The sequence below is a fragment of the Halomonas sp. CSM-2 genome (genome assembly GCF_002119345.1).
Taxonomy (GTDB): Bacteria; Pseudomonadota; Gammaproteobacteria; order Pseudomonadales; family Halomonadaceae; genus Vreelandella; species Vreelandella janggokensis.
The window spans coordinates 138,343-157,246 of record NZ_NBYR01000008.1; the positions used below are offsets into that span (position 1 = coordinate 138,343).

The 18,904-nt window shown below is 54.1% G+C and carries 20 protein-coding genes; 8 read left to right on the forward strand and 12 right to left on the reverse strand.

Annotated elements, in window-relative coordinates; genetic code table 11:
• The first annotated feature begins 73 nt into the window (after positions 1–73).
• Entirely contained in the window at positions 74–1,015 is a 942-nt protein-coding gene (locus B7L15_RS08630) for a histone deacetylase family protein (RefSeq protein WP_085918583.1), read from the forward strand.
• 33 nt (positions 1,016–1,048) lie between these two features.
• Here B7L15_RS08630 and B7L15_RS08635 read toward each other — a convergent pair whose 3' ends face one another.
• From B7L15_RS08635 to B7L15_RS08655, 5 genes are all read right to left on the reverse strand, one after another.
• Entirely contained in the window at positions 1,049–1,375 is a 327-nt protein-coding gene (locus tag B7L15_RS08635) for a TusE/DsrC/DsvC family sulfur relay protein (RefSeq protein WP_085918584.1), read from the reverse strand.
• Between the two features lie 29 nt (positions 1,376–1,404).
• The gene (tusB, locus tag B7L15_RS08640) at positions 1,405–1,695 is read right to left on the reverse strand and encodes a sulfurtransferase complex subunit TusB (RefSeq protein WP_085918585.1); all 291 of its coding nucleotides are present in this window, start codon (positions 1,693–1,695) and stop codon (positions 1,405–1,407) included.
• A gap of 8 nt (positions 1,696–1,703) precedes the next feature.
• A complete protein-coding gene (locus B7L15_RS08645; protein WP_085918586.1) occupies positions 1,704–2,069 on the reverse strand; it encodes a DsrE family protein in 366 nt (121 codons plus the stop codon).
• 8 nt (positions 2,070–2,077) lie between these two features.
• On the reverse strand, positions 2,078–2,470 hold the full coding sequence (gene tusD / locus B7L15_RS08650; protein WP_085918587.1) for a sulfurtransferase complex subunit TusD: 393 nt from the start codon (positions 2,468–2,470) through the stop codon (positions 2,078–2,080).
• A 105-nt stretch (positions 2,471–2,575) separates the two neighbouring features.
• The gene (locus B7L15_RS08655; protein WP_085918588.1) at positions 2,576–3,256 is read right to left on the reverse strand and encodes a Bax inhibitor-1/YccA family protein; all 681 of its coding nucleotides are present in this window, start codon (positions 3,254–3,256) and stop codon (positions 2,576–2,578) included.
• A 193-nt stretch (positions 3,257–3,449) separates the two neighbouring features.
• Here B7L15_RS08655 and B7L15_RS08660 point away from each other — a divergent pair, with 193 nt between their 5' ends.
• Complete coding sequence (locus B7L15_RS08660) at positions 3,450–4,208, forward strand: dienelactone hydrolase family protein (RefSeq protein WP_085918656.1); 759 nt, start codon at positions 3,450–3,452, stop codon at positions 4,206–4,208.
• Positions 4,209–4,257: 49 nt separating this feature from the next.
• On the opposite strand, the gene B7L15_RS19545 is transcribed toward B7L15_RS08660, so the two are convergent.
• The 4 genes from B7L15_RS19545 to B7L15_RS08675 form a co-directional block, all read right to left on the reverse strand.
• Positions 4,258–4,419: a hypothetical protein gene (locus B7L15_RS19545; protein ID WP_176243658.1), complete on the reverse strand. Its 162-nt coding sequence runs from the start codon at positions 4,417–4,419 to the stop codon at positions 4,258–4,260.
• A gap of 77 nt (positions 4,420–4,496) precedes the next feature.
• Entirely contained in the window at positions 4,497–5,507 is a 1,011-nt protein-coding gene (locus tag B7L15_RS08665; protein WP_085918589.1) for a hydrolase, read from the reverse strand.
• 18 nt (positions 5,508–5,525) lie between these two features.
• Positions 5,526–6,212, reverse strand: a complete 687-nt coding sequence (locus B7L15_RS08670; protein WP_085918590.1) for a LuxR C-terminal-related transcriptional regulator — start codon at positions 6,210–6,212, stop codon at positions 5,526–5,528.
• A gap of 197 nt (positions 6,213–6,409) precedes the next feature.
• The gene (locus B7L15_RS08675) at positions 6,410–7,030 is read right to left on the reverse strand and encodes a response regulator (RefSeq protein WP_176243659.1); all 621 of its coding nucleotides are present in this window, start codon (positions 7,028–7,030) and stop codon (positions 6,410–6,412) included.
• Positions 7,031–7,209: 179 nt separating this feature from the next.
• Between B7L15_RS08675 and B7L15_RS08680 the strand changes: the two genes are divergently transcribed.
• The 4 genes from B7L15_RS08680 (at position 7,210) to B7L15_RS08695 (ending at position 12,718) form a co-directional block, all read left to right on the forward strand.
• Complete coding sequence (locus B7L15_RS08680; protein ID WP_254902891.1) at positions 7,210–9,084, forward strand: bifunctional diguanylate cyclase/phosphodiesterase; 1,875 nt, start codon at positions 7,210–7,212, stop codon at positions 9,082–9,084.
• 357 nt (positions 9,085–9,441) lie between these two features.
• A complete protein-coding gene (locus tag B7L15_RS08685) occupies positions 9,442–10,377 on the forward strand; it encodes a GGDEF domain-containing protein (protein ID WP_176243660.1) in 936 nt (311 codons plus the stop codon).
• Between the two features lie 126 nt (positions 10,378–10,503).
• Positions 10,504–11,445: a cobyrinic acid a,c-diamide synthase gene (locus tag B7L15_RS08690; protein ID WP_085918593.1), complete on the forward strand. Its 942-nt coding sequence runs from the start codon at positions 10,504–10,506 to the stop codon at positions 11,443–11,445.
• 76 nt (positions 11,446–11,521) lie between these two features.
• Positions 11,522–12,718: a toxic anion resistance protein gene (locus B7L15_RS08695; RefSeq protein WP_085918594.1), complete on the forward strand. Its 1,197-nt coding sequence runs from the start codon at positions 11,522–11,524 to the stop codon at positions 12,716–12,718.
• Between the two features lie 15 nt (positions 12,719–12,733).
• On the opposite strand, the gene B7L15_RS08700 is transcribed toward B7L15_RS08695, so the two are convergent.
• Positions 12,734–13,021, reverse strand: coding sequence for a conserved coiled coil protein (locus B7L15_RS08700; RefSeq protein WP_085918595.1), 288 nt, complete (start codon positions 13,019–13,021; stop codon positions 12,734–12,736).
• Positions 13,022–13,100: 79 nt separating this feature from the next.
• Positions 13,101–14,738, reverse strand: coding sequence for a BCCT family transporter (locus B7L15_RS08705; RefSeq protein WP_085918596.1), 1,638 nt, complete (start codon positions 14,736–14,738; stop codon positions 13,101–13,103).
• Between the two features lie 153 nt (positions 14,739–14,891).
• On the opposite strand from B7L15_RS08705, the gene B7L15_RS08710 reads away from it, so the two are divergent.
• Both B7L15_RS08710 and B7L15_RS08715 read left to right on the forward strand, forming a co-directional pair.
• Entirely contained in the window at positions 14,892–15,632 is a 741-nt protein-coding gene (locus B7L15_RS08710) for a dienelactone hydrolase family protein (RefSeq protein WP_085918597.1), read from the forward strand.
• A 305-nt stretch (positions 15,633–15,937) separates the two neighbouring features.
• Entirely contained in the window at positions 15,938–17,323 is a 1,386-nt protein-coding gene (locus B7L15_RS08715; protein WP_085918598.1) for an FAD-binding oxidoreductase, read from the forward strand.
• Positions 17,324–17,516: 193 nt separating this feature from the next.
• On the opposite strand, the gene B7L15_RS08720 is transcribed toward B7L15_RS08715, so the two are convergent.
• The gene (locus B7L15_RS08720) at positions 17,517–18,695 is read right to left on the reverse strand and encodes a GGDEF domain-containing protein (RefSeq protein ID WP_254902892.1); all 1,179 of its coding nucleotides are present in this window, start codon (positions 18,693–18,695) and stop codon (positions 17,517–17,519) included.
• Positions 18,696–18,904 lie beyond the last annotated feature (209 nt).

Here is an 18,904-nt window from a genome sequence, read left to right on the forward strand (position 1 = left end):
GTAAGACTTATGGACACTGTCGCCTATCAGCGTGTCGCGATTAAGGTGATACTAGCTACCATGGAGCGCTTGAATGATCACTGCCTACCTTACCCACCCGGACTGCTTATTGCATCATATGGGGCCGGAACATCCTGAAAACCCTCATCGACTGGAGGCGATTCGAGCGCGTCTGGCATTGTCAGGCTTATTGCAGCAAACCATGCAGGCCGATGCCAGGGAAGCGGATGAAGCGGCACTCAATCGAGTGCACGCCACACGTCATCTTAACGCCCTTACCAAATGTCTGCCCGGGCAAGGCATCGTATCGCTTGATAACGACACTCTGATGAACCCGGATAGCCTGAAAGCCGCTCGTTATGCCGCTGGTGCGGTTATCAAAGGGATCGACCAGGTCTTCAAGCGCCAAGCCGATAATGTGTTTTGTGCGATTCGCCCGCCTGGGCATCATGCCGAAGCCGCCGAGGCGATGGGGTTTTGCTTTTACAACAACATAGCGGTCGGCGCGGCCTATGCAAGGGAACGCTACGGTGCCCAGCGCATTGCCATCCTGGATTTTGACGTCCACCAGTGCAACGGCACGATCGATATTTTCAAGAATGATCCGGATGTGCTGATCTGCACCAGCTTCCAGTATCCCTTCTACCCATGGCGATATTTACGTAGCGAATGGCAAAACGTCGTCAATACGCCCCTGGAAGTCGGCACGCAAGGGCCCGAATTCCGTCGCCTGATTGAAAGCCAATGGCTACCGGCGTTGCACCGCTTCAAGCCTGACCTGGTGATGATGTCCGCCGGGTTCGATGCCCACCGTGATGACCCCATGGGCGATGTATGCCTGGTGGATGAGGACTTCTACTGGATCACGCACATGGCGATGGAAATTGCCACGCTGTATGCCGATAACCGGCTTGTCTCCTCGCTGGAGGGCGGCTATAACCCGACATCGCTGGCAAGCGGTGTGGAGGCGCATCTCAAGGCATTGCTGGGCCTGCCTTTTGCGGCATCGAGCTAACGGCCGACCAGCGGTTACGCTGCCTGGCTGTTTTCAAAGGCAGTTGGTGGGTTTGGGAAGCCCTGCAATGCGCGCCACCACCTTGGCGGTACTGCCAGGAAAGAGCCGCATCAGGTAAATAGAGCGGCCCTTGTCACTACCCAGCGTCTGCTGAGTGGCTTTGACGAGCGGTCGCATTGCCGGTGCCATTTCATAACGGCGATAGAAACCGCGCGCCAAGTGGATGATTTCCCAGTGCTCGGACGTCAATTCGATGCCTTCATCGACGGCCAACTGGTCAGCAACCGCTTCTGACCAGTCCCTCATGTCGACGAGGTACCCTTCCGGATCAAGCAGTACGTTAGCGTCGGTGTTCTCCATCAGTGTACTCACTGTTGCCTATCAGCTATTCAATACCAGGTGACCGACTGTGCATGCTGCTCAGTCAGCGCTACAAACCCTTCCATATCCACGGCCGCCAACCCATGGGTTGCGGCAATGCTTGAAAGCCCTCGGGCGACGAGGTCTTCTTCAAGCAAAAATACCGCGTAGTCATTCTGCGTCCAGCAGTGTAAATCTGGGTTAAGCGCCGCCATCACGCCTGCTTCGGTCAGCAACAGGGTATCCCCCGCCTGAATGGCCTGCTCGACCTGCTGGGCGGCCTCATGGGTGGGAGGGGTTGTCAAAATATGCAGGATCATGAAACACCCTAGAAGTTGAGGATCGGGCGGTTTTGGCTAAACAGCGCTTTGACTTGCTCCTCGCTGAGCGGTGTTACGCCATCGACAAGCGCATCGAGAGGAAGCTTGAGGTCGTCGAGCACTCGCTGGGGGACATTCAACTGGTCGATATCGTACATCTCGAGCATGTCGATGGTCGGCAGACTGGCCTTTTGCCCCGGGGCGCCTGCCTGCTGTTCCCTGCACAGTGCCAACGCACCCTGCCCCATGAACAGCAGCCTGACAGATTGCCCAAAGGCGGCGCCAACCAGAGCGGCGTCAAGTCCCTCACGCAGCCAGTTCGAATTATGGGGAGCATGACGAATGATCACCAACAGGTCTTCTGATTCATGCATGGACGGCCTCAACTGGCAAAGGTAATCAAACGATCACAGCGTTGTTGCAGCGTCAGCAACTGACCAAGCCCGGTCAGCTCAAAGGGAGCTTCCAGGTTAAAGGCATCATGGCCATGGCGGGATGCTTCAGATTGACTGATGACACCACGCCTCAGCGCCGCGGCGATACATACATCCAGCGCCACATTGTGGTCTTTATGAAGCGCTTTCCAGGCTTCGCGCAGGTTCAACTCATCCTGCGGCGGGGTCATTAGCATTGACGCATTATGAACACCGTCGTGATAAAAGAAAACGCCGGCGAGCTGATGACCCCTTGCCAACACCGCATGGGCAAACCTGAGCGCCGAATGAGGCGCCGGCTGGCTGTAGGGGGCCCCCATGACTAACAGTCCGTAATTCATTGCCCTTACCTATCGGTGTGGCGAGTGACATCCTGCATATAACAAAAAACAGACCCTGGTAATAGGGTCTGTTGAGACATGCTGCTATGTGTAACGCCAGATGGGTTACTCGTTGCTCATGAAACCGAGCAGCGACAACAGGCTGATAAACAGGTTGTAGATAGAGACGAAGAGCGTGATGGTGGCCAGAATATAATTCGTCTCACCCTGGCGATGGATGATTTCACTGGTCTGGTAAAGAATGGCCGCTGAAGAAAACAGTACGAAGCCAGCCGATACCATCAGTGAAAGCGCGGGGATGTTGAAAATCAACGCCGCCACCATCGCGAGCACCAGCACGATGGCACCGGCCACCATGAAGTTGGCCAGGAAGCCAAAATCTTTCTTCGTTATCAGGGCGACGGCTGATAGGCCGATGAAGGTGATGCCGGTCATGGCCAGGGCATTCATGATCAAGGCGCCGCCATTGGGCAGTGCCAGGTAGGCGGACAGGATCGGCCCTAAGGTGAAGCCCATGAAGCCTGTGAAGGCAAAGGTAGAAAGCAGCCCTAGCGCTGAATTGGCCGTTTTATGGACCAGGAACATCAACCCGTATGCACCAATGAAGAACACGAAGATGTTCAGTTGCTGAACGCCCATCGCGACGGAGGCGCCTGCGGTGACCGCAGAGAAAAGTAGCGTCATCGCCAACAACGCGTAGGTGTTACGCAGCACTTTGTTGGTGCTAACCGAATTGGCTACACCGCCAGAGGCTGATTGCGCAATATGCGAGTCGTTGTAACTCATGTGTTCATGCTCCGTAATGATCTATCAAACAGTTGACCAGCATGCCGTTACCGAGTTCCAGACGCAAGTCTTTGTCTTCCACGCTATTAGTCTTTCAGCGTTGAGACTTTCAACATTGTGTCAGTTTAGCAAGCGTTAGCTATGCTTGCTAAGAACCTCCTTGATACCCATTCCCACCTTGGACACCAAGATGATGAAAAAAATTCTATTCCCTGCCAGCACCATCGTGCTGATGTCATTGGCTCAGGCTACTTTTGCTTTCTCCCCCGCCGGGCAGGATGTGGCTTACTCCATCAATGATGAAGATTTCGAAGGTTATTTCGTCTCGGGTGGTGACGACGCACAAGGCAGCGTGCTGATCGTTCATGACTGGGACGGGCTGGATGATTATGAGCGGGAACGTGCCGATATGCTCGCCGAAAAAGGCTTTGACGTGTTTGCCTTGGACCTGTTCGGGGAAGGCAACCGGCCCCAGGCAGTTGAAGACAAACGGGCGGCCACCAATCGGCTTTACGAAGACAGGGAACGGATGAGAGCGCTTACCCTCGGTGGCCTTTCGCAGGCAAGGCAACAGGGTGCCGCCGATAACACCGTGATCATGGGGTACTGCTTTGGCGGTGCAGTGGCACTGGAGATCGCCCGTTCTTATGAGGCCGAAGATATTGCGGCGTATGCCAGCTTTCATGGTGGGTTGACCACGCCCGAGGGGCAGGCCTATTCAAGTGATACGGCACCGATCTTCATTGCCCACGGTGGCGCCGATTCATCGGTGAGCCTCGGCGATGTAGCGACCCTGGCCGGCGAACTGGAAAACGCCGAAGTTACCTACGAAGTCGGTATCTATTCTGGCGCGCCACACGCCTTTAGCGTCTTCGGAAGTGATGCTTACCATGAACGTGCCGACCGGCGCTCCTGGCAAGCCTTTACGGTCTGGCTGGAGGACATGCTCTAAATCGAGTGACCCAGCGGTTAGCCCCGCTGGGTATGTTGATGTCCGCGCCTCAACTTTGCACGTCTTCCTCATCGTCTTTCAGCGGTGTGGTCTTGGTCACCGCGGTTTGACGTGCGTCCTGCGATGAGTTGTAGAGACGCGTGTCAATCACATGCAGTACCGCTAATTGTGCAAACAGCACAGCAAAACAGATAATCAGACCTTTTAGCATGGCGTCTTTCCATAAGGGCTCCCAATGAGCCTTATAGCTGCATAGTAGTGCAACGCCTCACTAACACAATCAATATTTCACGCGCAGCTCGCCCACTTCTCGGCGTTTGATAGCGTAGACGCCAACCACGCTGGCAGACGCCGCTCCAGGTAATAGCCGGGGGATCTGGGCGTGCCTTCAATAAAGCCCACGTGCCCTCCTTGGCGGTGAAACTCAAGCGTCACGCTGGAAGGTAATGACTGTGGAGGTGGTGCACTTTCCGGATAAAGAAAGGGGTCGTCTTGTGCCTGGATGATCAGCGTCGGCACAGTGATCGACGAAACAAAATACAGACTGCTGCATCGCTGGTAATAGTCGGCAGCGCTTGAAAAACCATGCAAGGGGGCCGTTACTCGCTCATCGAATTCCCATAGCGTGGACATCCCCTTGAGCGACCCCAAAGCTAACAGCTTTGCGTATTCATCGGGGTCGCCATTGATGGAGAATCGCTGGCGCTTGTCTTTCATGTAATGACCCAGGTCGCGTAAAAAACGGGCTTGATATATTTTCGACATGCCCTGACGAATCCTCTCGGCACTGTGGTCCAGACGAAACGGTACCGAAACGGCGGCGGCTGCCTGCAACGGGGTGGCACTGCCCTGCTCGCCCAGGTATTTCAACAGGACGTTGCCGCCCAGCGAATAACCAATGGCCGCCAGAGGCTGGGCCGGTCGGCGCATGGATAGCATCCCGACAACCTCAGCCAGGTCGTCACTCACCCCAGAATGATAACCGCGAGCGAGCTGATTGGGCTGTCCAGAGCAGCCGCGCCAATTCACGGCCACACTCTGCCAGCCTCTCAAGGCTAACGCCTGCTGCTGGCCCAGGATATAACGTGACGAAGAACTGCCGGTCAGCCCGTGTAGCAGTATGACGCAAGGCGTATCGTCGTCACGACGGCCATACCAGTCGAGATCAAGGAAGTCCCCATCTTTCAGTGTCATCCGCTCACGCTCGCGCGCTAAAAGCAGTTCTGAACGAAACAATGGGCTATACAGCGTTTGCAAATGACCACCGGGCAGCCATCTGGAAGGACTAAACGAGGACATGGATAACCATCGTGTTGTTCATTCAGGTTCATCCGTTTCGTTGGGTGAAACCAATAAGCCAAATCGAATCGCTTCATGAACGAGCCCTGCCGTATGCCTCACCCCCAGGCGACGCATAATATCGGCTCGATGGGTCTCGACGGTTTTAATACTGACGTTAAGCTGGTCAGCAATGGCCTTGCTGCGAAAGCCTTTTGCCACCAGCTCAAGAACTTCGCATTGACGCGAGGTCAAGGGGTTATCCGGGATGGCGGAGGTCCCGACAACGGAGGCTGCTTCAACGAATTGCTCAGGTTCCATGGAAGTAAATACAAAACACTCGCCCATCGACGCTTTCTTGATTGCCAATTCCAGTGTATCGACGTCAGCGTTTTTATGTAGAAATCCATGTGCCCCTTCTTCGAAAAGGCGGCGAATGAAACTATCGCTGGAATAGCTGGATAGAATCACGACCCGCGCTTTGGGGCACCGCTTCCTGAGACGACTCAATGACGCGACTCCCTTCATCGAAAGCAACGTTGCGTCGATAAGTGCCACATCAACATCGGTATATACGTCGTCGTCTTTCAGCAACTGTTGCGCAGAGCCAACCTCGGCAATCACCGTCATGTCATCAAAGGTTTCAATAAGCGAGCTGATCGCAGAAAGAACGAGCTGATGTTCATCCGCCAGTAGTATCTGGATAGTATTGTCATTAGATTTCATGAATTTATGCTGTTGACCTTGACAGGTTGTTGCCTGTAACTCCCTCTTGGCTGAGGGTGTGTTCAATCGTGAATCGTGAACCTAGCAGGCGCATCACCCCGTTACTGGATAAAAAGTTAACATTAGAAATTTAGGTGTATATTCGTTCCTGCACGTTAACGCAGTGATCGACAAAGCAGTATAAGTAAAAACCCTGACTAGCTATCCTGCTGGAGCATACCCAAGTGCTGTGCCTTAAGGAGCATATCCTCAATCGAATGACAATTTTGATGGGTGTCAGCACCTATGTTTTCGCCGTCTAGAATACCTTCTGACGCCGATGATTCATACAACCGTTTGAGTAAGGTTGGGCACAAAAACATCTCCCCCTTAACAGCGACACGCAGCGCTATTTCAAGGTCGCTGATACCAGCGCTACGCAGCAAAAAACCGATAGCCCCTGCCTGAAATGCTCTTCTTACATCCGTCAGGCTAGGATTGACCGACAGGATGACCACCCGCGTTTCGACGCCGCTTTCGTGAAGCTGACGAGCGGCATCAAACCCCGCCTGACTGGGGAATTGTGCGTCAATCAAGGCAACATCAACGCACAAGGTTTGCACCACCGCGTCCAGATCATGAGCACAAGAAGTGCTGCCCACCACGTCAACTCCCCTGAACCGCTCGATAACCTTGCAAAGTCCCTCACGAATAAAACCGCTTTCGTTGACAACCAACACTCTGATAGCTGACCCGGAACCTTCTTGTGGATTCACTTCGCACTCCTCATTAATCAATGCTGTTTTACGGCATGCCCCACTGATTTTGGACGCTCCCACTGACTGCTGAGCAAAACGATTTATTACACCCCCCTGACGAGAATACTTACCTTCCTCGTCGTGAACAGCTTTTTAAGAGGCACATGAGCACCAATATATACATAAAAACCCCTAGAACATTTGAAACATACCCGCAGGAATGATTAAATCAATTACTATCGTTTAAAGCACGAGTGTCAATGCCCCGGCTGGTTACCTGCGTGCTCAGCTTCAAGCAGGCATATTCAATGGATGACGAAAGTAACCGCTGCCCCCCTTTGCAAAACGATGACAACGGCCTCACCCCTCAGTATTCACCAGATGCCGCCCCAGAAGCGCACTTTGATCGTTTTATCCACCTGGTGTCCCAGGTATTCAATGTGCCCATCGCTTTCATTTCACTGTTCGATGAAAATAGTCAGCGGCTGAAATCGTCAGTCGGCATGGAAGGGCGTGAAATCTCACGCGAGTTTTCTTTCTGTATCCATGCGCTAGAGCACGGTTATATGGAAGTGTCCGATACATTGGAGAGCGATTTATTCAAACGCCATAGGGCCGTGATTTCATATCCTTATATTCGGTTCTACGCTGGCGTCGTGTTACGCGACCCAAACCGAAAGGCAATCGGTACGCTCTGTCTTAGTGATATCCAGCCGCGCGCACTCAATGAAGTTGAGCGTTCATGGCTGCTCGCCTTTGGCAATATTGTCGAAGAGCAGATCAACATCAAGACGCAGATACTCGAGATGCGCCACCAGGCCAGCCGTATTAATCAACGGGATGCGCGAACGGGCCTACCCGACGAAACCTTGCTGGGCGAAACATTGGACAATCTAGTCCAACTTGCTGAAACCGAATCTTACCATCTGGTTGTTTTGCACTTGCGGATCAACAACCTAGACGAGATTAGTCGGCTTCATGGTCGCAAGTATCGTAACGCGATTCTTAAATGCCTGGCCGATCGTCTCATTGCCCCTGATATCGGTATCCTGACAGCTGGCAATATCGACATTGATCGTTTTGGTGCCGTGGTATCCATCTATTCACTGCGCGATCTTTTCGGCGTTATCAAGCCGATTATCAACAAGCTGAACGCTCCCATTGATCTCGATGGTCATACGGTAAGACCGAAAATCGACGTAGGGGTCAGCGTCTCACCAAGTGATGGAATCAACCCGGATGATTTGCTGGAAAGGGCTCGTACAGCGCTAAAGGCACCCAAGACATATGAAAACATTCATGTCTTTACCCATCGCACAGAAGAAAGTGCGTTACGTCGACATGAGGTTGAGCAGCGCCTTGAAGCGGCTCTGTCAGGGAATAAATTGCAGCAACACTACCAGCCGCTGGTCTCCGCCGATGGCAGCGGCGTGGTTGGGTTCGAAGCACTAGCGCGCTGGCAGGATAACAAGCTGGGGGCCATCAGCCCTGGAGAGTTCGTCCCCATTGCCGAAAAAAATGCACGGCTGTCACGGTTACTGACTGACTGGTCGCTTGAGCTTGTATGCCAAAAAGCCTTCCATTGGCCCCTCAAGCTCAGCGACCCCTCGTTGAAAATCGGGGTCAATATCCCCGCTAACCAGTTTTATCAACCCAATTTTGTCGAGCAGGTTCTGCGGACCCTTGGTGAGCACAACCTGGCCCCACAGCGCCTGACGCTGGAACTTACCGAAGAAAGCCTGCTGACAGATATCGACCGCGCGATTTCGACCATGGATAAGCTGCGAAACAGCGGTATATCTCTGGCGCTGGATGATTTTGGTACTGGCTATTCGTCACTGAATTATCTCAAGCGCTTACCCGTTGACGTGCTTAAGATCGACAAGAGCTTTATCGACGACCTGCCTCATGATGAAAAAGCCATCAATCTCGTGAGCGGCATTATCCGCATCGCTCACGGCCTTGGTCTGACGGTCGTTGCCGAAGGCGTTGAATACCAGACACAGCAGACGCTATTGGAAAAGCTTGGCTGTGATGTCCTTCAGGGCTACCTGTTCAGCCGTCCCGTTGATGCCGACAAAGCACTCAATTTTTTAGAGGCGTGGTCTCAGGGCTCTCATCCTGCAGCCATGTAAATGGCATTCAGGCACTTCATCACATCTCCACATACCAGCACGGGATCTTTGGCATGCCTTCAACACGCAAGGCATCTCAGCCCCTTACAACGGTTGGTACATAAAACGACATTGACACACCCAATGATAGAGCGCCTTAAAGGGTGCTTAAGGAAAAGATGGTGGCATCTTTATTCAAGGCCAATAGAAAAATCAGCAGTCGAACAATTCATTGACCTTCAAGTACATTGGATAATCTGGGTACTGGCTATGGATGCTGACCCAAGCACTAATTTTTAAGAGGTATGGCCTCAGGGCCCTCATTCGGCAGCCGTAAAAATGGCATCGAGGAACACTATCAACCCCGCAAATCATGGCATGCAGACTTCATCTCGAATTTTCGGTATGCCTTCGACATCGCAAGAGTGGCAGTCCTTCGCGATCATGCTACAAAAACTGCATAAGATAAGAGGCTTCGGCTACTGGCAGATGTCACTATCAACTGGGCAGATGTATTGGTCAGAGATGGTTTACGAATTCTTTGGCGTTGACCCTGACCGGTTCATACCTGATAGAAAGGACTTTATCAGGTTGGTGCATCCCTCTGATCGGAAAAAAGTTGCCAAGGCACAGCAGACACTTAAGAAAACCGGCGCCATTGATATCAAATATCGTATCGTCCAGCCTGGTGGTAATGTGCGCTGGATACATGAAGTTGCCGATAACTCTGCACCCGACGACCCTGATATTCTCCTCAGCACTTTACAGGACATCACCGACCACAAGGTGCTGGAGAAAAACCTAAGAAATCAAGCAATCACTGATGACCTCACCGGCACATTCAACCGAGGTCACTTTATGAAACGACTTCGACAAGCCTTTTCTCATTTTTGTCGAAGCGAACATAACGCCGCCGTCCTGCTTTTTGATGTCGACCATTTTAAAAACGTCAACGACACTTATGGGCATGCCGTAGGCGATAAGGTACTGAAGCAAGTTTGCCGCTTATTCAAGGAACGGTTCAGAGAGACCGATGTCATCGGGCGTTTGGGTGGAGAGGAATTTGCCGTGCTGCTGTTTGAAATAACGCCAGACGCTGCATTAGCAATCGCTGATGATATCAGACAAAAGCTTGCCAACACTGCCTTCACTACGCATACCGGTGCTACCTTTTATATTTCTGTCACCTGCGGGGTTGCGCATTTCACTGCGGATGACGCAACAGAAGAAAGCATTCTTCATCGTGCGGATACCTCTCTCTACACAGGCAAGCATCACGGGCGCAATCAAGTTGTTGGTGAAGTGCAATGTTGATCCATAAATTCATCAATACCATCCACATGGAGGATGCAAGTCAATATTAGAGTGCCAGCGCTGCTGGTGCTGATCATCCCGGCTCGGTTACTCTAGGCGTTCAATCACTCAAGGATAATCGCATCAATGTTGGGATTCCTGCAGGGATTTTCCTATGGCCTCTTCATGACCTGTCTCCCCTGGTTACTGGTCGGCCTGTACAACCCCGGTATAGCGCTTCCGGTGGCAACCCAAGGGCGGCTACAGGTCGTCTTCCGCTATTGCCTGATCATCCCTTTCATCAGCATGCTGCTATGGCTAACCTCTCTTTGGGGTGGTTTCAGCCCTAGTCTGTTTGGCTGGTTGGCGGGCATTGTTGCCATTCCGGTGGCGCTGCCCATCGAGCGAACGCTACGCGGCTGGCTTGCTCGCCGCCGTGAACGCCGTCGAGAGGCTCAAAGTATCGCCGAAGCGCAGCAGCGCAGAGCCCAGGAGGAGCGCAAGGCCTATGAAGCTGGCGTCTCGGTGCTCGATCCGGCAAGACCACCCGAGGGTGCCGATGATCTTGTGTTGGCCATGTGTCGGGCCAAGCAGAGCTTGCTGGACGTCAAGCGTCCTGACCTGGCGATTCTCGCGGACCGTCTCTACAGCCGCTACCGCCATGTCATGGACGTCCTGAGCGGTCGCTTCCACACGGGCGAGCTGGCCTTTGAGCGCTCGCGCGGGCTGGTCACCCAGGTATGTCTCGGCGCGGTGGATACACTGACGACCATGGCCTCCCAGGCCCGCGGCGTGGTCAGCGTGGACGGCCAATACGTGCGCGGTCGGCTGGAACGGGATGGCAAACGGCTAAGCGATGAGGAACGTGCCGCCCTGGTGCGTCGCCTCGACTTGCTGGTGGAGACCGAACATCGGCTCAATGAGCGAGCCGCCCGAATTGAGTCGGCGCTTACCGTGCTCGACGATACCGCCGTTTCCATGTCACGCATCGAAACAACGCGACCCCAGGCGTCCGTTACCACCGATAAAGCGCTGGAAGATCTGCGCCGCTTCGTCGAAGGCGCCGATCGGTATGCGCGCAAAGACTGATCCGGTAGCCATTGATAGAGTAACGTTTTACGACGGTCTTTTGATCACTTAGTTTTTTTATCCTCTGGAGACGCTCATGACTCAGCCATCGGATGACCAACCTCGCCTCTCCCTGCCACCGGTGGACGAGATCGCCAGCCAATTGGGGGCGCGCCAGGACGAGTCAGTTGAGCCTGACAAGCAGGATATCGACCCCGAACTCGCGTCCCTGGCTGACCGTTTTATCGAGGACATTCTAGCCGAAGGCGACGAGGCATCAGCGGTTCGCCAGCGCCGCGCCGTGGACGAAATGGGCCTGGAGCTTCAGCAGCAGGCCGCCCATCGCAGTGCCATGCTGCAAACACCGCTCCGCAAGCTGGCCCACCAGGGCGACGAAGGTGGGCCGGTTGCCAAGGCGCTAAGTGACCTACGGGGGCGGATGGAAGGCCTCGACCCCGCCCGTCATCGCCTGGCGCCCAGCGCACTGGATCGCGTGATGGCGATCATTCCCGGCGTCGACAGCCGCTTGCAGCGCTACTTCCGCAAGTTCGAGAATGCCCAGCAGGCCCTGGACGCGATCATCGAGGAGCTGGAAGGCGGTCGCGACATGCTACATCGTGACAACCTCACTCTTAGCGATGACCAGAAGGCGCTCAATGACATCCTCAGTGAGCTGAACCGCCAGATCACGCTGGGTCGCTTGATCGATCAGCGACTTCAGGATGATGTCGCCGACCGTGACGTGAATGACCCACGGCGTCAATTTATCGAAGAGGAGCTGCTCTTTCCGCTTCGTCAACGCATTGTCGATCTTCAGCAACAGTTGGCGGTGAGCCAGCAGGGTGTACTGGCGCTGGAAGTCATCATCCGCAACAACCGGGAGTTGATGCGCGGTGTGGACAGGGCCATCAACGTGACCGTCTCGGCCCTTACCGTTGCAGTGACGGTCGCCATGGCCATGGCCAATCAGCGTCTGGTGCTGGACCGCATCGAATCCCTAAATTCCACCACATCGCAGATGATCGGCGGAACCGCCAAGGCACTACGCCAGCAGGGCGTGGACATCCAGAAGCGGGCCTCCTCGGCGATGCTCGACATGCAGGTGCTCGAAGAGGCGTTTGGCGAGGTGATGGGCGCAATCGACGACCTTTCAACCTACCGTCAGGAAGCCCTGCCCCGCCTGGATGAGCAGATCGACCGCCTCGCCGCTTTGTCAGAGCAGGGAAGTGCGTCTATCGAACGACTACGCGAAGGCAATGAGGCGCAACCGCAGGACGGTCGTGCCTCCAACTAATGGGGCTAGCGCCGGCTACTTGAAACGAGAGGAGGCGTCCCGGAAAGCTTTGCGCATCAATTCCCAGGAATCGTCCATGCCCTGGCGAACGGTATCCCAGGCCTCTTCACTGGCATGGCGCAGTTCCTCGAGCCTTTGCTGAGTCTCCGCCTGGCGCTTCTTGAGTCGCTCAATGTCTTCGTGGTATTTGACTCTGGCCTCATCACTGGCCTGACGGGCCTGAGCGGTTAGTTTGTCGATTTCAGCATTCCACTCATCAAGCCTGGCTTTCATTTCCTCGATGAATTCATCGCGTTGACTCATTGCCATTCTCCCCTTGCGGTAATGGATCCGGAAAATGCTGTCTCAAGTTTCCTAGAATCTTTTGATCTTCGAAAGGGGCTTAGGTTCTCCCCTTCTCGCTCGCTGATAACTCCTCAGGTTTGGGTGGATCACCAACCTTCACCGCCCCAAGGTCTTCGTGGGACAACCCACGGAACAACGCGAACATCATGGCAAACACCAGAATGAACATTGGCAGACCGACAACGGTAATCACCTCCTGCAATGCCGTCAGCCCTGCATCGCCGGCAAGCACAATGAGCATTGCCGCCAACATGCCTTCAGAGACCCCCCAGAATACGCGCTGATGCCAAGGGCCAGGGTCAGGGCTGCCGGTACATAGCATGTCGACCACCAGGGACGCGGAGTCTGATGACGTGGCAAAGAAGATGGCAACGATGACGACCGCCAGACCCTGAATCAATGTAGCGGCCGGGAAATTCTCGAAAAACGCAAACATGGCGAGTGGAATGCTTTCGCCGACGGCAGCAGACAAGACACCGGCCTGCTCGCCCATTGCTTCCCGGGCCTCGGGCCCGATTCCGTCAATCTCCATCGCCGACCAGCCAAAGATCGCAAACCAGATCAACGTGAAAATGGAGGGCGCGAACAGCACCCCAAGCACGAACTCGCGGATGGTCCGCCCGCGGGAAATCCGTGCCACGAAGATCCCTATGAACGGCGACCAGGTGACTGTCCAGGCCCAGTAGAATACGGTCCAACTGCCCTGCCATCCCCAGCCACTGCCATCATCGTTGGTATAGGTCGCCAGGGTGTCATTCCAGAACGCCATGGGCAGCAGGTTCGATATATAGAGCCCAAATGTCTCGACAACGGCACGTAAAAGGAAAACGGTAGAGCCTGTAAAGAGCACAAACATCATCAGGCCAACGGCCATACCGATATTGATATTGGAAAGCCGTTTTACACCTGAATCCAGCCCTGCCACGATCGAACCGACAGCAACGCTTGTCAGAATGGCAATGATCAGCACCTTGGGCATCACTGCATCAGGAATACCGAACAACTCCGTTAACCCCGCATTGATCTGCTGAGTCCCCAGGCCAATGGAGACTGCCACGCCAAAAAGGGTACCGAGAATGGCAAAGATATCGAGGGATTTACCGACGGAACCGTAAATGCGCTCGCCAATCAATGGGTAGAAAACCGAGCTAAAACGCATCGGCAGATTGAAACGATAGATAAAGTAGGCGAAAGCAAGGCCCGGCATGGCGAAGATCGCCCAGGTATGCAGCCCCAGGTGATAGATCGAAAAGCTCATGGCATCGTCAGCGGCCTCTACAGAGAAGGGTTCAACATCCGGCCTTGGTGGCGTCGTAAAATGGGAAATAGGCTCCGCTACGCCCCAGAACATCAACACCGTGCCGATACCGCCCGCAAACAGCATGGCGAACCAGGAGATATTGCTATAAGCCGGTTTGGCATCATTGCCACCCAGGCGGATTGCCCCATAACGGCTGATCGCCACCCAAAGCAGGAAGGCCACCCAGCTCGTCACCCCGAAAATAAAGAACCAGCCAAGATTGGTGACGATCCATTCCCGTCCGGCGCCGAAGGCATCGCCTATGGGGCCCGGCGCAATTAAAATCACTACCAAGAAAAGGATCATGATCCCTGCGGAGGTGAAAAATATAGTGGGATCCGTCCTGAGGCCGAGCTTCCGCGCAAGTGCATCCATTATTGTTACTCCTATCGCCTTTCCGACAACATAGGAGTTTTACGTCGATCACGCCAAGTTACGAGGATGACAAGCCTTTATTCGGCTAGATTTATCTGTGTAATATTCGACTGTGATAACAACCACTCGCTATCGACAAGCCGGAGCTTATTCATGTCTCGTGCTATCGAAATTCCCGCCACCGACGGCACCATCGACGCTCATATCTTCACGCCCGGGAACGCCGTAGGCCCCTTTCCGGCCGTTATTCTGTTCACGGATATCGGCGGTTTGCGGCCCTGCTATCACGAGAAAGCCCAGCAGGTCGCCAACAATGGCTATGCCGTGTTGATGCCTAACGTCTACTACCGTGATGCGCAAGGCTCTGTCGTGCCGGAGAGCAAATCCTTTCGTGACCCGGACGTAAGGCCAACGCTATTAGCGTATGCCGGTCACCTCACGCCCGAGGCACAGTCCCGTGACTTCATTGCCCTTCTGAACGGCATTGATAACGAGGCCGAATTTGCTGACGGCAAGATCGCGGCGGTCGGCTATTGCATGACTGGGGCGTTTGCGCTTCGCATGGCAGCTGAGCACCCCGACCGCGTTGCAGCGGCGGCCGGTTTCCATTCGGCCCGGCTGGCGGAAGCAGACGACCCGAACAGTCCGATACACGTGGTCGGCAATATTCAGGGGCACGTCTATTTGGGACATGCCGACCAGGACGAGCTTTTGCCACCGGAGCAGATCGCCCGCATGGACGCTGCGCTAGCCGCCGCTGGCGTGCACTTCACCACCGAACTCTACAAAGGCGCAGCCCACGGCTTCACGGCCAAGGACGCTCCTTCTTTTAATGCAACCGCCTATGAACTGCATCTCAAGCGATTGGCCTTGCTCCTGGAAGAAACACTGTAGCTTCCCGCTCGTTTCATCAATGGCTCTACTCACTATATGGGCCGAGAGTTACCGAAAACGAACGGCGATAACTACTTGCCAGAGATCCAGTCGCTATGAGACTAGGATTCTCCATGAGTCCACCCAATAAATAAACGCGATTGTTAACAGTCTGACCTACACTATGATGATCCACTGACGAAATGCCAATCAAAGGGTCGCTGTGAGGATTGGGGGCGAGTCGCCAGCCGATTTGTTTTCTTCCATTCTCCGCCCGACGCTCTTTCCATGCGTCCCTGCCTCGGGCACACGCAACGGTGGTCGTCATGAACCATATTTCTCAAACCGCAATAGAGGCGTTTAAGGCCGATTTCTCGGGAAGTGTGATGCTTCCGGATGATGTGCAATACGAAGAAACGCGACAGATCTGGAATGCCATGATCGACCGCAGGCCTTCCATGATTGCCCGCTGCTCTTCACTGGACGATATTGTCCAATCCCTGAACTACGTGCGCGCCAACGACTTGCCCTTTTCCATACGTGGCGGTGGTCACAACATTGCAGGCAATTCTGTCTGTGACAATGGTGTGATGATCGACCTCTCATTAATGAAGGGCGTACTCATAGATCAGAAGCTTCATCGCGGATATGCTGAGCCTGGTTGCACCCTCGCAGATTTCGATGCCTCTGCCCAAGCGTATGGCCTTGCCACCCCGCTGGGCATTAACTCCACCACGGGTGTGGCCGGCCTGACCCTGGGAGGTGGTTTCGGTTGGCTCAGCCGCAAGTACGGCATGACCATCGACAACCTGCTCGGTATGGACGTGATTACTGCCGATGGCCAACAGTTGCACACCAGTGAAACGGAAAACGCCGACCTTTTCTGGGGACTTCGCGGTGGAGGCGGTAACTTCGGTATCGTGACGCGTTTCGAGTACCAGCTGCATCCCGTAGGCCCGAATGTGCTGTGCGGTCTCATCGTCTTTCCCTTCGATCAGGCGAAATCGGTCATCACGCAGTTCGCCCGTTTTACGGAAACGATGCCTGATGAACTCAACGTGTGGATGGTGACCCGCAAGGCACCTCCCTTGCCCTTCCTGCCCAAGACTGTCCACGGGAAAGAGATTGTCGCACTGGCCATTTGCTACACAGGTGATCCTGCTGAAGGCGAGAAACACATCGAACCGCTGCGTGGGTTCGGTACCGCCCATGGTGAGCATATCGGCGTACAGCCATATACCGATTGGCAACAGGCGTTCGATCCACTGTTAACCTCAGGCGCCCGCAACTACTGGAAGTCGCATAATTTCTCGTCGCTTGGCGAAGGGGCGGTCGATGCCATCATCGAATACGCCGGCACTCTACCGTCTTCACAGTGCGAGATATTTATTGCCACGTTAGGCGGCCAAACGGGCCGGGCCCAATCCGAAGCGATGGCCTACTCGAGCCGCGACGCCAACTACGTGCTAAACGTGCATGCCCGTTGGGAGACGGCTGCCGAGGACGAGCGCTGCATCGACTGGGCGCGTGAATTCTTTACCCGCACCCAGCCCTATGCCAGTGATGGCGCCTACATCAACTTCCTGACCGATGATGAAACCGACCGCATTGCCTTCGCCTATGGCGCGAGCTACGAGCGACTGGTGGAGCTCAAGAAGAAGTTTGATCCGACAAACCTCTTCCGCGTCAACCAAAACATCCTACCGGCCTGAATGCCGCTTGCGTGATGAAGCTTCGTTTTGGGTACGTTTTCCGCAAAACCCCGTATTAGCAAGCGCCCTTATTCAGGGCGCTTTTAGCTGCTTGCAGGAACCTTGGTGGTTAATCTTACCGGTGGCACGCCAAACGAAAATGCCCACTTCATATTTTTGGCTGCCGCCATCTTCGGCGTTGTGGAAGGAGTGGTTACCGGATTATTCGCGGGTTGTCGTACATTACCACCCGGTTCCTGCCTTGACGTTTGCCGCTGTAAAGCATCTGATCAGCTCGCGTGATCAGCGTCTCGAGATCAACGTCCTGGGTGTGCGCTATCGCTATGCCGATCGTAACGCTTGGGCATAGTTTTTCCATTTCTTTTTGTAATGGCAGATCTGCGACCTGTTTTCTAAGTCGTTCTGCCACCATTTGCGCGTCTTCAGGACTGATATTAGGAAGGGCCACCACAAATTCTTCCCCTCCGAAGCGCCCTATCACATCCGTAGGGCGCAGAGATTGAACACAGACCTCGGCAATCTTGGTCAAAATCCAATCCCCATGGCGATGGCCCCAGGTGTCGTTGATGACTTTGAAGTGGTCCACATCAATCATGAAAAAGCCGAACGGCACCTTTTCCAGTTGTGAGTGCTGCAATAGTTTTTCGGCCAAATTCATGAAATGACCGCGGTTATTTAATCCTGTCAGAGCATCCCGCTCTGCCACTTCGCGCAGCTGCGTTTCCAGTGATTTTCGGCGAACGATTTCCTCATGCAACTGCTGATTCTGACCACGTTCTTCGTGAAGCAACGCAAATTGCTTACGTTGTAGGCTCTCAATACGCAGCAATGCACAGAACCCCACCACGTTGGCCATAATCAACAGCAGCGCTATGCGAAGCATTGTCATTGGGCCAAGCGCCGCAAACAGCACTGCAAAGACCAAAAACCCAATATTCAAATAGAGGCTGGCAAGCGCCGCTACCGTCAGGAGGTTGGGAATCAAAAGATAAAAAGCCATCGTGGCTACCACTACCGCTGTTACCTGAGTGGGAAGGCTTTCGGGGCGTAATGGCACAATCAAAATGATACCCGTCGCCAGTAGCCATAGCGGCAAAGCATGCAGCCAGACTTTTCTCGAATAGCCGCCCCAGCGCCCGATAATGAAGGCCAGCATAAGGCAGAAGCTCACCACCCCGATACGCATAGCGAGCAGCAAATAAAACTCTCTGGTGATGCCCAGAAGGTAATAATCCGAAATGGCAAACATGCCGAAGATCAACGCGGCCACAATCAAGTAAAGGCAGGATTCAAACCGCACCCTCGACTCAATGGACTGGCGATACATTGACTCACTGCCACCGCCACAGAACTGACCGGTCAACCAATGCACCTGGTAGTGCGTTTTTAGTGACGACAAGGTCCCATACTCCCCGAGTAAAACGGCGATTTTTCTAGAATTTAGCCAGCGAAGCTGACTTCACCGATCGTTAGCTGAGGTAATATCGCATGCCCCACAGCTTAATGTTTTTTTATCGATCCTGAATACTGTTGGTGAGGCACTTATTGCTTGAACTCATGCTTTCTAATGAGCCAGTGTTA

What these genes read in the sequence shown, in the direction of transcription:
- B7L15_RS08670 (WP_085918590.1), bottom strand. Translation starts at nt 6,212, where the DNA reads ATGAAATCTAATGACAATACTATCCAGATACTACTGGCGGATGAACAT.
- tusB (WP_085918585.1), bottom strand. Translation starts at nt 1,695, where the DNA reads ATGATCCTGCATATTTTGACAACCCCTCCCACCCATGAGGCCGCCCAG.
- B7L15_RS08645 (WP_085918586.1), bottom strand. Translation starts at nt 2,069, where the DNA reads ATGCATGAATCAGAAGACCTGTTGGTGATCATTCGTCATGCTCCCCAT.
- B7L15_RS08710 (WP_085918597.1), top strand. Translation starts at nt 14,892, where the DNA reads ATGTCTCGTGCTATCGAAATTCCCGCCACCGACGGCACCATCGACGCT.
- B7L15_RS08635 (WP_085918584.1), bottom strand. Translation starts at nt 1,375, where the DNA reads ATGGAGAACACCGACGCTAACGTACTGCTTGATCCGGAAGGGTACCTC.
- tusD (WP_085918587.1), bottom strand. Translation starts at nt 2,470, where the DNA reads ATGAATTACGGACTGTTAGTCATGGGGGCCCCCTACAGCCAGCCGGCG.
- B7L15_RS08680 (WP_254902891.1), top strand. Translation starts at nt 7,210, where the DNA reads ATGCCCCGGCTGGTTACCTGCGTGCTCAGCTTCAAGCAGGCATATTCA.
- B7L15_RS08685 (WP_176243660.1), top strand. Translation starts at nt 9,442, where the DNA reads ATGCAGACTTCATCTCGAATTTTCGGTATGCCTTCGACATCGCAAGAG.
- B7L15_RS08715 (WP_085918598.1), top strand. Translation starts at nt 15,938, where the DNA reads ATGAACCATATTTCTCAAACCGCAATAGAGGCGTTTAAGGCCGATTTC.
- B7L15_RS08700 (WP_085918595.1), bottom strand. Translation starts at nt 13,021, where the DNA reads ATGAGTCAACGCGATGAATTCATCGAGGAAATGAAAGCCAGGCTTGAT.
- B7L15_RS08660 (WP_085918656.1), top strand. Translation starts at nt 3,450, where the DNA reads ATGAAAAAAATTCTATTCCCTGCCAGCACCATCGTGCTGATGTCATTG.
- B7L15_RS08690 (WP_085918593.1), top strand. Translation starts at nt 10,504, where the DNA reads ATGTTGGGATTCCTGCAGGGATTTTCCTATGGCCTCTTCATGACCTGT.
- B7L15_RS08705 (WP_085918596.1), bottom strand. Translation starts at nt 14,738, where the DNA reads ATGGATGCACTTGCGCGGAAGCTCGGCCTCAGGACGGATCCCACTATA.
- B7L15_RS08695 (WP_085918594.1), top strand. Translation starts at nt 11,522, where the DNA reads ATGACTCAGCCATCGGATGACCAACCTCGCCTCTCCCTGCCACCGGTG.
- B7L15_RS08655 (WP_085918588.1), bottom strand. Translation starts at nt 3,256, where the DNA reads ATGAGTTACAACGACTCGCATATTGCGCAATCAGCCTCTGGCGGTGTA.
- B7L15_RS19545 (WP_176243658.1), bottom strand. Translation starts at nt 4,419, where the DNA reads ATGCTAAAAGGTCTGATTATCTGTTTTGCTGTGCTGTTTGCACAATTA.
- B7L15_RS08665 (WP_085918589.1), bottom strand. Translation starts at nt 5,507, where the DNA reads ATGTCCTCGTTTAGTCCTTCCAGATGGCTGCCCGGTGGTCATTTGCAA.
- B7L15_RS08630 (WP_085918583.1), top strand. Translation starts at nt 74, where the DNA reads ATGATCACTGCCTACCTTACCCACCCGGACTGCTTATTGCATCATATG.